This window comes from Roseateles noduli, from assembly GCF_050626985.1.
Classification (GTDB): domain Bacteria; phylum Pseudomonadota; class Gammaproteobacteria; order Burkholderiales; family Burkholderiaceae_C; genus Roseateles; species Roseateles noduli_A.
Genome location: NZ_CP192463.1, coordinates 3,556,196 through 3,569,105, shown reverse-complemented (window position 1 = coordinate 3,569,105; position 12,910 = coordinate 3,556,196). Strand labels below are relative to the sequence as shown.

The window sequence follows — 12,910 nt, the reverse complement described above, 5'->3', positions numbered from 1 at the left end:
CAACACATGGCTGAATTCAAGGAAGCACCCGCCGGAGCCCCCTTGGGCGTCAAGCTGATGACCTGGGTGGACAACCGGTTCCCCGCGTCCAAGCTCTACAAGGAGCACATGTCGGAGTACTACGCTCCGAAGAACTTCAACTGGTGGTACATCTTCGGCTCGCTGGCGCTGCTGGTGCTGGTGATCCAGATCGTCACCGGGATCTTCCTGGTGATGCACTACAAGCCGGACTCGACGCTCGCGTTCGCGTCGGTCGAGTACATCATGCGGGACGTCCCCTGGGGATGGCTGATCCGCTACATGCACTCGACGGGCGCGTCGGCGTTCTTCGTCGTCGTCTACCTGCACATGTTCCGCGGACTGCTGTACGGCTCGTACCGCAAGCCGCGCGAACTGGTGTGGATCTTCGGCTGCGCGATCTTCCTGTGTCTGATGGCCGAGGCCTTCATGGGCTACCTGCTGCCGTGGGGCCAGATGTCCTACTGGGGCGCGCAGGTGATCGTGAACCTGTTCGCCGCCGTGCCCTTCGTCGGCAACGACCTGGCGCTGCTGATCCGCGGCGACTACGTGGTCGGGGACGCGACGCTGAACCGCTTCTTCAGCTTCCACGTGATCGCCGTGCCGCTGGTACTGCTGGGGCTGGTCGTCGCGCACATCATCGCGCTGCACGAGGTGGGCTCGAACAACCCGGACGGCGTGGAGATCAAGGCGAAGAAGGGGCCGGACGGCCATCCGCTGGACGGCATCCCGTTCCATCCGTACTACACGGTTCACGACATCTTCGGCGTGGGCCTGTTCCTGATGGCCTTCTCGGCGGTGATCTTCTTCGCGCCGGAACTGGGCGGCTACTTCCTGGAGTACAACAACTTCATCCCCGCCGACCCGCTGAAGACGCCGCCGCACATCGCGCCGGTCTGGTACTTCACGCCGTTCTATTCGATGCTGCGGGCCACGACCGACGTGATGGTCCAGGTGCTGTGCGGCGTGATCGCGCTGTCGGCGATCATCACGCTGCTGCGCGGCGGACTCTCGGTCCTGGGCAAGGGGATCGTGGTGGTCGGGGCGGTGGTCGGCATCGCGCTGCTGCTGACCTTCGACGCGAAGTTCTGGGGCGTGGTCGTCATGGGCGGCGCGGTCATCATCCTGTTCTTCCTGCCCTGGCTGGATCACAGCCCGGTCAAGTCGATCCGCTACCGGCCCGACTGGCACAAGTACCTCTACGGCATCTTCGTGCTGCTCTTCCTGGTGCTGGGCTACCTGGGCGTCAAGCCGCCGTCGGATGCGGGAACGATCGTGTCGCAGATCGGCACGCTGTACTACTTCGGCTTCTTCCTGCTGATGCCGTGGTGGAGCAAGGCCGGCCAGTTCAAGCCGGTGCCCGATCGCGTCACGTTTCACCCGCACTGAACCGCCAACGTCACGGAGTCGAACGAATGAAGAAAATCATCGCCACGCTGCTGACGTCGCTGTGCCTGGGCGCGGGTCTGACGTCGACGGCGCTCGCGTCTGAGGGCGGCATCGAGTGGGACCGTTTCCCGACGCAGAAGATGAACGACCTGGCCGCGCTGCAGCATGGGGCCAAGATCTTCGTCAACTACTGCCTCAACTGCCACAGCGCGAACTTCATGCGCTACAACCGGCTGAAGGACATCGGCCTGACCGACGAGCAGATCAAGGGCAACCTGCTGTTCGCCGGAGACAAGGTGGGCGAGACGATGAAGGTCTCGCTGGACCCGAAACAGGCCAAGGAATGGTTCGGCGCGCTGCCGCCGGACCTCACCGTGATCGCCCGTTCGCGGGCCGACGGCGCCAAGGGAACAGGGGCTGATTACCTCTATACCTACCTCAGAAAATACTACCGCGACGAAACCAAGGCCACGGGATGGAATAATCTCGCTTTCCCCAGCGTTGCCATGCCGCATGTGCTGTGGGAGCTCCAGGGCGTCCGCACCGCCAGGTTCGAGGAAGAAAAAGACCCGCATGACCCGAGCAAGGTCACGCATGTCTTCAAGGACTTCGTACAGGTGACGCCCGGGACGATGACGCCGCAGCAATACGACGAGTCCGTTGCCGACCTGGTCGCCTATCTCCAGTGGATGGGTGAACCGGCGCAAGGGACGCGTTTCCGGCTCGGGATCATCGTGGTGCTGTTCCTGCTGGGGTTCACCGTGTTCGCCTGGCGCTTGAATGCCTCCTTCTGGAAGGACATCAAGTAAGAACCGATGACTCGGCCGAAGGCCGGGTCCTCAAGCGCAGTGGGGCGCCGAACAGGCTCCCACTGCGTTGTCGTTTGTCTGTTCGGTCTTTGACCGCGCCGGCGTTGAGCTGTGTTGTTTGTAGAAATCGATGAAGCCGAGAGGCTTCGATCAGGAGTCCACTGCCATGATGGTGCTTTATTCCGGAACCACTTGCCCCTACTCGCACCGTTGCCGGTTCGTGCTGTTCGAGAAGGGCATGGACTTCGAGATCCGTGACGTCGACCTGTTCGCCAAGCCCGAAGACATCGCGCTGATGAACCCGTACAACGAGGTGCCCATCCTCGTGGAACGCGACCTCATCCTGTATGAGTCGCACATCATCAACGAGTACATCGACGAGCGCTTCCCGCATCCGCAGCTGATGCCCGGCGACCCGGTGGCCCGCGCCCGCGTGCGCCTGTTCCTGTTCAACTTCGAGAAGGAGCTGTTCGCCCACGTCAACGTGCTGGAGAACCGCGGCCAGACGGTCAAGCCGACCGAGAAGCAGCTGGAAAAGGCGCGTTCGCAGATCCGCGACCGCCTGACGCAGCTGGCGCCGATCTTCCTGAAGAACAAGTACATGCTGGGCGACGACTTCTCGATGCTGGACGTCGCGATCGCCCCGCTGCTGTGGCGCCTGGATTACTACGGCATCGACATGTCGAAGAACGCCGTGCCGCTGCTGAAGTACGCGGAGCGGATCTTCTCGCGTCCGGCCTACATCGAGGCGCTGACGCCGTCCGAGAAGGTGATGCGCAAGTAATACACTGGCTCCCATGGATGACAGCAAGGACGGCGGCGGTCTCGCCGCCAGCTCGACGCGGCCGTACCTGATCCGCGCCCTGCACGAGTGGTGCACCGACAACGGGTTCACGCCCTATGTCGCGGTTCACGTGGATCGCACGGTGCAGGTGCCGCTGGAGTACGTCAGCAACAACGAGATCGTGCTCAACGTCGGTTTCGACGCGACCAGCAACCTGGACCTGGGCAATGAACTGATCCAGTTCAAGGCCCGGTTCGGCGGCGTGGCGCGCGAGATCATCGTGCCGGTCGATCACGTGGTGGCGATCTATGCGCGCGAGAACGGCCAGGGCATGGCCTTCCCGCCGCCGAATCCGGAAGATGCCGCCACGCGTCAGCCGGCGCCGAACGCGCCGCGAGGTCTGCGCCTGGCATCCGACGTCAACGGCGGTACGCCGCAAGGCGAGTCCAAGCCGGAGCCGGTCGCACCGGCAGCGGCGGCAACGCCGTCCGACGACGACGATCCGGGCGCGGGTCCGTCGGGCGGTCGCCCGGCGCTCAAGCGCATCAAGTGATCATCCGAACCCCGTCCAAGTGCGGGGGGCGAGTCGAGAGGGAAGGCGCGGTTTTTTGCTCCGGACCTCTCGAAGCTGCGTCTAGAATGCAGCCCGCGCCGCAGCTTCTGCGGCGCTCCAGTTTCCTAGTGCCGGCTTAGCTCAGTTGGTAGAGCAACCGCCTTGTAAGCGGTAGGTCATCAGTTCGAATCCGATAGCCGGCACCATCGAACATCACAGGCGACGAGCCTGTTCCGAAGCCCCGTTTCGTCCACCGACGAGCCGGGGTTTTGTTTTTCTCGGCCCGACGGGACTGCCCGGACTGAGCTCGCCCGGGTCGGAATCAGGATTGCCTGACGCGGATCCGCAGCTCGCCTTCCAGCAACAGGCCCTCCTCGCGCAGCAGCCGCAGCAGGGTGGGCTGAAAGTGCCGCAGCTTGGCCGCGATGGCGGCGTTGTCGGCGACCAGGGTCCAGCCCTGCTCGTCGAGCGTGCCGGCCTGCACGAAGCGCTTCATCGCGCCCGGCAGCGCCACGCTCACCGCCGCCAGATGCCGCCGCGACAGCGCCAGTTGGTTCCCCAGGCGCGCCAGCATGCCGTTCTGCGACATGGCCCGGCCGAAGTCCAGCGGATCGGGCGCATCGGGCTTGGCGCGGGGGGGCAGATAGCGGGTGGCCATGGGGCGTCAGTGTAGTGCCGCCGCTCGGAAACCCGGAGTCCGCCGCCGGTCCGGCGCGGTGGCCGCCACCCGGTGCCGCCAGGGGGCCGGTGCTAAACTCCGCCGGTTTTTCTCCGCGCAGACGCTTGCAACCCGAGGCTCCCGTCCTCATGTGCACCGGTCGCGCGGCGCTGCCCTCATCAGGCCGCCCACGAGGCGGTCCGCCGGGCGTCCAGGCCCGGTCGACCGGGCCTTCCACAGAACTTCAAAAAGCCGCATGTTGCCCAAGCTTTTGACCCAGATTTTCGGCAGTCGCAACGAGCGCCTGCTCAAGACCTATCGCAAGGACGTCGAGCGCATCAACGCGCTGGAACCGCAGTTCGAGGGCCTGAGCGACGACCAGTTGCGCGCGAAGACCGAGGAGTTCAAGCAGCGCATCGCCAACGGCGAGACCGTCGACGACATCCTGCCCGAGGCGTTCGCCGTCTGCCGCGAGGGCAGCAAGCGCGTCCTCAAGATGCGTCACTTCGACGTGCAGCTGATCGGCGGCATGGTCCTGAACGCCGGCAAGATCGCTGAAATGCGCACCGGCGAAGGCAAGACGCTGATGGCGACGCTGCCGGTCTACCTGAACGCGCTGACCGGCAAGGGCGTGCACGTCGTGACGGTCAACGACTACCTGGCCCGCCGCGACGCCGAATGGATGGGTCGCCTGTACCGCTTCCTCGGCCTGACCGTGGGCATCAACTACTCGGGCCTGCCGCGCGACGAGAAGCAGGCCGCCTACGGCGCCGACGTCACCTACGGCACCAACAACGAGTACGGCTTCGACCACCTGCGCGACAACATGGTCTACGAGGTCCGTGACCGCGTGCAGCGCAGCCTGGCCTACGCGATCGTCGACGAGGTGGACTCGATCCTGATCGACGAGGCGCGCACGCCGCTGATCATCTCCGGCCAGGCCGAGGACCACACCCAGATGTACGTGGCGATCAACGCGGTCTCGCCGCAGTTGAAGCGCCAGATCGGTGAACTGGATCCCCGCACCGGCGAAGGCGTGATCGAGCCGGGCGACTTCACCGTCGACGAGAAGTCGCACCAGATCTACCTGACCGAGGACGGCCACGAAAACGCCGAGCGCCTGCTGGGCCAGGCCGGCCTGCTGGCCGAGGGCGCGTCGCTGTACGACGCCGCCAACATCACGCTGATGCATCACCTGTATGCGTCGCTGCGCGCCCACCACGTGTATCACCGCGATACCAACTACGTGGTGCAGAACGGCGAAGTGATCATCGTCGACGAGTTCACCGGCCGCCTGATGACGGGTCGCCGCTGGAGCGACGGCCTGCACCAGGCCGTCGAGGCCAAGGAAGGCGTGCAGATCCAGGCCGAGAACCAGACGCTGGCCTCGGTCACCTTCCAGAACTACTTCCGCATGTACGGCAAGCTGTCGGGCATGACCGGCACGGCCGACACCGAAGCCTACGAGTTCCAGGAGATCTACGGCCTCGAGACCGTGGTGATCCCGCCGAACCGGCCGACGGTGCGCAAGGACGAGCTGGACCTGGTCTACAAGACGACCAAGGAGAAGTACGACGCCGTCACGCAGGACGTGCGCGACTGCCACGAGCGCGGCCAGCCGGTGCTGGTGGGCACGACCTCGATCGAGAACTCCGAGAAGGTCGCCGAGCTGCTGACCAAGGCCAAGCTGCCGCACCAGGTGCTGAACGCCAAGCAGCACGCCAGAGAGGCCGACATCATCACGCAGGCCGGTCGTCCGGGCGTGATCACGATCGCGACCAACATGGCCGGCCGCGGCACGGACATCGTGCTGGGCGGCAGCATCGAGAAGGACGTCGTCGCCATCGAGAACGACGAGTCGCTGTCGGAGCCCGACAAGCAGGCCAAGATCGCCGCGCTGAAGGCCGAGTGGCAGAAGCTGCACGAGCAGGTCAAGGCCGCGGGCGGCCTGCGCGTGATCTCGACCGAACGTCACGAGAGCCGCCGCATCGACAACCAGCTGCGCGGCCGTTCCGGTCGCCAGGGCGATCCGGGCTCGTCGCGCTTCTACCTGTCGCTGGACGACCAGCTGATGCGCATCTTCGCCGGCGACCGCGTCCGCGCGATCATGGACCGGCTCAAGATGCCCGAAGGCGAAGCGATCGAAGCCGGCATCGTCACGCGCTCCATCGAGAGCGCGCAGCGCAAGGTCGAGGCCCGCAACTTCGACATCCGCAAGCAGCTGCTCGAGTACGACGACGTGTCGAACGACCAGCGCAAGGTCATCTACCAGCAGCGCAACGAGATCCTCGAGGCGCAGGAAGTGCTCGAGCAGATCACCCATCTGCGCAAGGGCACGCTGACGGACGTGGTCCGCGGCTTCGTCCCCGAGGAATCGCTGGAAGAGCAGTGGGACCTGGCCGCGCTGGAGCGCGTGCTGCGCGACGAGTGGAAGCTCGAGGTGCCGCTGGCCGAGATGCTCAAGAAGAGCGAGACGATGACCGACGAGGACGTGCTGGACGCCGTGCTGAAGGCGGGCGACGCATCCTTCCAGGACAAGCTGGACCGTGTCGGCCTGGAGCAGTTCACGCCGTTCATGCGCATGGTGCTGCTGCAGAGCATCGACCAGCACTGGCGCGAGCATCTGGCCTCGCTGGACTACCTGCGCCAGGGCATCCACCTGCGCGGTTACGCCCAGAAGAACCCGAAGCAGGAATACAAGCGCGAGGCCTTCGAACTGTTCTCGCAACTGCTGGACGCGGTGAAGCTGGAAGTGACGCGCGTGCTGCTGAACGTGCGCATCCAGTCGCAGGAGGAGGCCTCCGCCGCCGCCGAAGCGATCGAACAGCGCGCCGAGAACGTCGGCAACGTGACCTACACGCATCCGAACGAGGACGGGTCGGTGTCGCAGGACGCGGCGCCGATCGCCGGCGGTACCGAGGCCGTGCCCACCGAGTGGGGCCACGTCGGCCGCAACGACCCCTGCCCGTGCGGCAGCGGCAAGAAGTTCAAGAGCTGCCACGGCAAGCTGGCCTGATCGGTCGCTTCTGCCCACATCGACGGCGCCCTTCGGGGCGCCGTCGTCGTTTCCGGCCGGGGATCCGCTCGGCAAGCCGCCGGGCGTGCGGCAAAGGGGCCGTGCAGCAGCGCGGTGCCGGGGTCAGTCCTTGCGTGAGGCGTCATGGGTCGTGCGTGGCGCCGGGCCGACGCGGCGTGTCCGCCCCGTGCGCTTTGTCACGGGACCGGCTCGGGCGAGCGTCTCTCCCCCCGTGGCGCGGGGGACACCGTGCGGCACCCCCTCGATAGAGTCCGCCGCATCGACCTGCCGCCGCGGGTCTCCGAGGTCTCCGGACCGCATCGCCATGAAGCTCACGACCCGTCTCTTCGCCGTTGCCATCCTGACCGCCGCCGCCGCTTCCGCCGCGCTGGCCGCGCCGGTGTCCGCGGCCCAGTCCGTCGCGCTCCAGCAGGGCGCGAGCGCCGATACCAAGACGGCGGGCTTCAGCATCGTGCATTCGGCGGCCGGGGAGTTCGTCGACACCTTCACCTTCTCCGGCATCGATCGCTGGGGCATGGTCAACGCCAGCCTGACGACGATCGGCATGTCGGCCGCCTTCGACATCAACTTCGTCAGCGCGGTGCTCAACGGCGCGACCTACAACTTCACGCGCTCGACGATGGGCGGCTACAGGAACGCGCTCGAGATCGCCGCGCTGCCCGATGCGCGCCTGAGCGGGCCGCTGGTGCTGACCGTGCGCGGCTACGCCGGCCAGGGCCTGGCGGCGGGCACGCCGATCAGCGCGAGCTACTCCGGCACGATCAACGTCACGCAGGTCCCGGAGCCCGGCACGCTGGCGCTGGCCGTGCTGGCGCTGCTGGGCGGCGGCCTGATCGTGGCGCGCCGTCGGCAAGCCCTGGTCCGTGGCGGTGCCGCGGCGGCGCTGCTGGCCGTGGCGGCGACCGGCGCCCAGGCGGTGGACCTGACCCAGAACGTGCCGTTGGCCGGCGCGGGCGCGGGCCTGACCGCGGCACCGTTCGCGATCCACACCGAGGTCGGCAGCTTCGTCGACACCTTCCACTTCAGCTTCACCGGCAATGGCTGGGTCGATGCGTCGCTGATCACCGTGTACTCGGGCCAGTCGCAGCAGATCAGCTTCAGCGAAGCCACGCTGAACGGCCAGGCGCTGTCCATCGGTGCGCCGGACGGCGACGGCAACGGGACCAGCTGGATCAGCGCCAGCCTGCCCAGCAAGCTCGTGGCCGGCGACTACACGCTGATCGTCAAGGGCTACGCCGGCGGCAACCTGGCGGCCGGCACCAACGGCATTGCCGCGAGCTACTCCGGCACCTTCAACGTGCTGCCGGCCAGCGCCGTGCCGGAACCGCAGAGCTACGCGATGTTCATCGGCGGACTCGTGTTGGTGACGGCGATGCTCGGACGCCGCCGCCGCCAGTCCTGATCAGGCGCGACGACCGACGAAGCAACTGAGCAGGTTGCTGCGCCTGGCCTGACGACTGTGCGCGGTCTGTCGCGCTGGAGCGGCAGCGGCAGCGGTGGCGGTGGCGGTGGCGCCTTCCTTCGGCACGGCCGGAGACGGCGGGACGCGGTCCCACGAGCTGCGCGTCTGCATCGGTGCCGCCCGACCGGTGGTTGTCAGATCCGTCGCTTCCCTGTGACTCAGCCATCCCTGCAACAGGGCGCGATCGATGCACTTGATCAGCAGCGCGTGGCAGTCGGGCTGACGCTGGGCCAGTTCGCCCATGGACCAGCCGCGTGGCAGGCAGCGGCTGAAGGCCTCCCGCAGGCCGTCAACGGGCAACTCGTGGTGTTTGGCGGCATCGAAGAGCCGCTTGAAGTAGAGGCTGAGGTGGGCGCCTTTCCCCGATCGGAATGCTTCACGCAACGGAGCGTTCGATGCGGTATCGGATGGCAGTGCCAAGCTCAGATACTGCGACTCGTCGATGTCCAACAGGCCATTGCTGTAGACGCGCTGGTCGCGGCATCGCTTGAGGTGATGGCCATGCAAGGCCAGCAGATGGCTCATGTAAGCGCCTAGGAGCGCCGCTTCGGGATGATCGAACGCCGCGTCGAGCGTCGTACCTTGAGGACCTTTTCCGAGCATCAAGGTGGCGACGTGTTCACTGCGCAGGCCGAATGTCCAGTTGTTGCAGTGGCGCATCTTTGTCAGAAAGGCATCGAAGGAATCGGGGAAGCAACGACCGCGGATGACGTCCTGCAGCAGCGTGCCGCACTGCGGCGAACCGATGAGTACCGTTGCCATGTCCGATTCATTCAGCCAGTGCGTCTCGCGCTGCGCGTCCATGCACGCATTCATGTGCATGTCGACGAGTGAGGGAGTAGCCGTCGACGCCAGCACGTGAAAGAGCCCGCGTTCCGTCGACGAGCGACCCGACTCCGCACCGCGCCCGGCCAGCAATCGCATGAAGCTGCCATCGCCGATGGCGCGGCACTCGCGCAATGCCGACAAGGTGCGGTACCAATGTCCCGCCGCCGCGCTGTCGCCGTCCTGCATCCACTGGACGATCATGGCAGGCGATCCGGGACGCTGCCAGTCGGTGAGCCGGCGCACGATGGCGTCCTCGTCCAAGCGGGCTGCGCGCGCCTCGGCCAACACCGCGTCGAGGCAGGCACTGGCGTAACCCGGAGGTTCATCCGGCGGCGCGGACGCTGCCAGATAAGGCGTCGTTACGCAGAGAGAGGCATCCGGCAACGGGAGCTTGAACATCGGGTAGGCCTTTGGCAGTCATGTCAGAGACTGGGATCAGTGGGTCCTTCTACAATTCCGTGCACTGATGTTGTCGATTGATCCCATCCCGAACGCGTCTGTCCGGACATCGTCTCTCCTTACCTTCTTCGCCCTGCCATGCCCGTCAACCTGACCGCTCCCGATCCGCAAGCCTTGCTGCCCGTGCCCGGCGTCCGCCTCGGCGTCACGATGGCGGGGGTGCGCAAGGCCAATCGCCGCGACCTGACCGTGATCGCGCTCGACGAGGGCGCCAGCGTCGCGGGCGTGTTCACCGCCAACCGCTTCTGCGCCGCGCCGGTCCAGGTCTGCCGCGAGCACCTCGCCGCCGGCAGCGCGATCCGCGCGATCGTGATCAACACCGGCAATGCCAACGCCGGCACCGGCGCGGACGGCCTGGCCCGTGCGCGCCAGACCTGCGACGCGCTCGCCGCCGAACTCCAGCTCGATGCGCGGCAGGTGCTGCCGTTCTCGACCGGCGTGATCATGGAGACGCTGCCGGTCGACCGCATCATCGCGGGCCTCCCGGCCGCGATCGCCGCGCTGAAGGCCGACAACTGGGCCGAGGCCGCCGCCGGCATCATGACCACGGACACGCTGCCCAAGGCCTGTTCGAAGCAGGTCTCGATCGGGGGCAAGACGGTCACGATCTCCGGTGTCTCCAAAGGCGCCGGCATGATCCGTCCGAACATGGCGACGATGCTGGGCTTCGTCGCCACCGACGCGGTCCTGGCGCCGGAGCTGCTGCAGCCGCTGGTCAAGGAAGCGGCGGACCTGTCCTTCAACCGCATCACGATCGACGGCGACACGTCGACGAACGACTCGTTCGTGCTGATCGCGACGCATCAGGCCGGTCACGCCCCGATCACCTCGCTGACCAGTGCCGAGGGCCGCGCGCTGCGCGACGCGGTCGTGGCGGTGTCGCAGCAGCTGGCGCAGGCCATCGTGCGCGACGGCGAGGGCGCGACCAAGTTCATCTCGGTGGTGATCGAGGGCGGCAGGGACGAGGCCGAGTGCCGCAAGGCCGCCTATGCGATCGCGCACTCGCCGCTGGTCAAGACCGCCTTCTTCGCCAGCGACCCCAACCTGGGCCGCATCCTGGCGGCGGTCGGTTATGCCGGCATCGACGACCTCGACCAGAGCCTGATCGACCTGCACCTGGACGACGTCCACGTGGTCACGCAGGGCGGCCGCCGCCCCGAGTACAAGGAAGAGGACGGTCAGCGCGTCATGAAGCAGAGCGAGATCACCGTGCGCGTGGGCCTGAACCGCGGATCGGCCCAGACCACGGTCTGGACCTGCGACTTCAGCCACGAGTACGTGACGATCAACGCCGACTACCGGTCCTGAGTCCTGGGTGTCCTGGGTGTCCTGAGGCTCCAGGGCGCATGGGATCCCGAGCGGTCCTGAAGCGCCCTGAGGGCCTCTGAGGGGCCCGATCAGAAGTCGACGGCGCGGGTCCCGCGGATCCCGCGGGCCAGCAGCGTGGCGTTGATCAGCTGCGCTTCCTCGCGGCTGCCGAAGGGCCACACGGCCGCGCGCCAGCCGTCCTTGGTCTGGAAGACCTCGCCGTTCGGGACCATGCGGCCGCCTAGCGTGGCGCCGATCATCTCGCGCATGCGCGCCAGTTGTGCTTCGGCGTCGGCCTTGTCCTTGTGCGGCTGGCCCACCAGCGCCACCAGCTTGGCGCCGGGCGCGGCGTCGCGTCTCATGAGACTGGTCAGGCCGGCGTCGTCGACGCTCACGCGGCGCTCGGCCTCGGACGTCGGGGCGGAGGCGCCCGGCCGGGCCGGATCGGCGGAGGCCGTTGCACCCGCCGACCCCGAGGGTGCCGTCGTTGCCGGCGTCGGCGGCTTCTCACCTGCGGCGCGTTCGACGGCGCTCTGCAATGTCGGGCGGATGTTTGGGATCGCCCCGGCGGGCGTTGAGGCGGCGGGGCTCTGCGCCGGCGCGGAGGCCGAAGCCGGCTCGTCGGCCGCGACGGCGGACGCAGATGCGGACGCCGCGGAGGCGGCTTGCGCGGCCTGCGCCGCCTGACCGGCCGCGGCAGCCAGGGCGGCTGCTGAGGCGGCCTGGGCGGCGGACGCGGCGGAGGCCGCTTCGGCGGCCGCCAGCGCGGCCAGCGCCTCCTTGGAAGGCGTCGACGAGGGCCACAGGGCCCAGATCGCCGCGATCAGCACCAGGGCCGCCACGCTGCCGGCCACGCCCAGCCGCGCGGGATCCAGTGCGCGTTGTCCCAGCACCTGGTCGCGGCGCCCCACGAGCACGCGTCGCCGCGCCGGACCTGCATCGAAAGCGGCGCTCAGCAGCACCAATTCCATCGGCCACGCACCAGGCTGGTTCGCGTCGGCGGCCAGTGCCCGTTCGTCGATGTCGACGCGGCGCAGCGGCAACTCGTCGGGCGCGGTGGTGAAGCCGTTGTCCAGGGCCATCGTGGCGACCGCCGCGGTCTTCAGGCCGGGAATGAATTCCTCGATCCACGCCGGCCGCGGCCCCGAGCCCGCGGCCTTGCGCTGCCAGGGCAGTCGGCGACGGGGCGGGGAGGGCGCCGCCTCGGCGGGCGTGCCGCCCTCGAGGCTGGGCTCCTTGGGCAGCGCCTGCGCCATGAAGGGCAGGGCCACGGCGCCGACCGTGTGGACGTCGGCGATGGCGAGCCGGCGCGCCAGCGGATGCTTGTTGTGCCAGTTCACCAGCAGCCAGGCGACGACATCCGGCGACGGTCCTTCCCACGGCGCCGCGGGGGCGGCGGGCGCGGGGACGGGCGCGGCGGCCCCGCCGGTGGGCGGGGCGGTCGGATCGATGTCGGGCGAGGCGGGGGTATCGTCCATGGCGCCGGCCATTGTGCGTCAGCGCCCGCGGCGCCGATCGTCGCGGGACGGGGGCGATCGCCCCGGAGTTCGCGGCTTCGGCCCCGCGTCCTTCCCGCGACGGCGGCGTCTTGAGAGGCGGGCACGG

At 67.7% G+C, this 12,910-nt stretch carries 10 protein-coding genes and 1 tRNA gene; 8 read left to right on the top strand and 3 right to left on the bottom strand.

Translation table 11 applies throughout. The annotated features are described in order from the left end of the window. The first annotated feature begins 6 nt into the window (after window positions 1–6). The 5 genes from ACQ4L4_RS15530 to ACQ4L4_RS15510 all read left to right on the top strand — a co-directional run bounded on the left by ACQ4L4_RS15530 (window position 7) and on the right by ACQ4L4_RS15510 (window position 3,759). On the top strand, window positions 7–1,407 hold the full coding sequence (locus ACQ4L4_RS15530; protein ID WP_377161023.1) for a cytochrome b: 1,401 nt from the start codon (window positions 7–9) through the stop codon (window positions 1,405–1,407). A 26-nt stretch (window positions 1,408–1,433) separates the two neighbouring features. Further along, window positions 1,434–2,216 carry a cytochrome c1 gene (locus tag ACQ4L4_RS15525; RefSeq protein WP_431099831.1) on the top strand — a complete coding sequence of 261 codons (783 nt, stop codon included), beginning with the start codon at window positions 1,434–1,436 and terminating at the stop codon, window positions 2,214–2,216. A gap of 166 nt (window positions 2,217–2,382) precedes the next feature. Then, window positions 2,383–3,000, top strand: coding sequence for a glutathione S-transferase N-terminal domain-containing protein (locus tag ACQ4L4_RS15520; RefSeq protein WP_067276593.1), 618 nt, complete (start codon window positions 2,383–2,385; stop codon window positions 2,998–3,000). Window positions 3,001–3,013: 13 nt separating this feature from the next. Beyond that, a complete protein-coding gene (locus ACQ4L4_RS15515; protein WP_377161026.1) occupies window positions 3,014–3,553 on the top strand; it encodes a ClpXP protease specificity-enhancing factor in 540 nt (179 codons plus the stop codon). 130 nt (window positions 3,554–3,683) lie between these two features. Beyond that, window positions 3,684–3,759, top strand: a tRNA-Thr gene (locus ACQ4L4_RS15510). Window positions 3,760–3,875: 116 nt separating this feature from the next. Here the strand turns inward: ACQ4L4_RS15510 and ACQ4L4_RS15505 are convergent. Beyond that, window positions 3,876–4,211, bottom strand: coding sequence for a hypothetical protein (locus tag ACQ4L4_RS15505; protein WP_431099830.1), 336 nt, complete (start codon window positions 4,209–4,211; stop codon window positions 3,876–3,878). A gap of 256 nt (window positions 4,212–4,467) precedes the next feature. On the opposite strand from ACQ4L4_RS15505, the gene secA reads away from it, so the two are divergent. Then, window positions 4,468–7,227, top strand: coding sequence for a preprotein translocase subunit SecA (gene secA / locus ACQ4L4_RS15500; protein ID WP_431099829.1), 2,760 nt, complete (start codon window positions 4,468–4,470; stop codon window positions 7,225–7,227). Window positions 7,228–7,552: 325 nt separating this feature from the next. Continuing rightward, window positions 7,553–8,650 carry an FxDxF family double-cut PEP-CTERM protein gene (locus tag ACQ4L4_RS15495; protein WP_431099828.1) on the top strand — a complete coding sequence of 366 codons (1,098 nt, stop codon included), beginning with the start codon at window positions 7,553–7,555 and terminating at the stop codon, window positions 8,648–8,650. Here the strand turns inward: ACQ4L4_RS15495 and ACQ4L4_RS15490 are convergent, their stop codons facing one another. Beyond that, the gene (locus ACQ4L4_RS15490) at window positions 8,651–9,937 is read right to left on the bottom strand and encodes a hypothetical protein (RefSeq protein ID WP_431099827.1); all 1,287 of its coding nucleotides are present in this window, start codon (window positions 9,935–9,937) and stop codon (window positions 8,651–8,653) included. It abuts the gene before it with no gap. Window positions 9,938–10,075: 138 nt separating this feature from the next. Between ACQ4L4_RS15490 and argJ the strand changes: the two genes are divergently transcribed. Next, window positions 10,076–11,305: a bifunctional glutamate N-acetyltransferase/amino-acid acetyltransferase ArgJ gene (gene argJ, locus ACQ4L4_RS15485; RefSeq protein ID WP_377161037.1), complete on the top strand. Its 1,230-nt coding sequence runs from the start codon at window positions 10,076–10,078 to the stop codon at window positions 11,303–11,305. An 89-nt stretch (window positions 11,306–11,394) separates the two neighbouring features. Here argJ and ACQ4L4_RS15480 read toward each other — a convergent pair whose 3' ends face one another. Next, window positions 11,395–12,783, bottom strand: coding sequence for a hypothetical protein (locus ACQ4L4_RS15480; protein ID WP_431099826.1), 1,389 nt, complete (start codon window positions 12,781–12,783; stop codon window positions 11,395–11,397). Window positions 12,784–12,910: the final 127 nt, after the last annotated feature.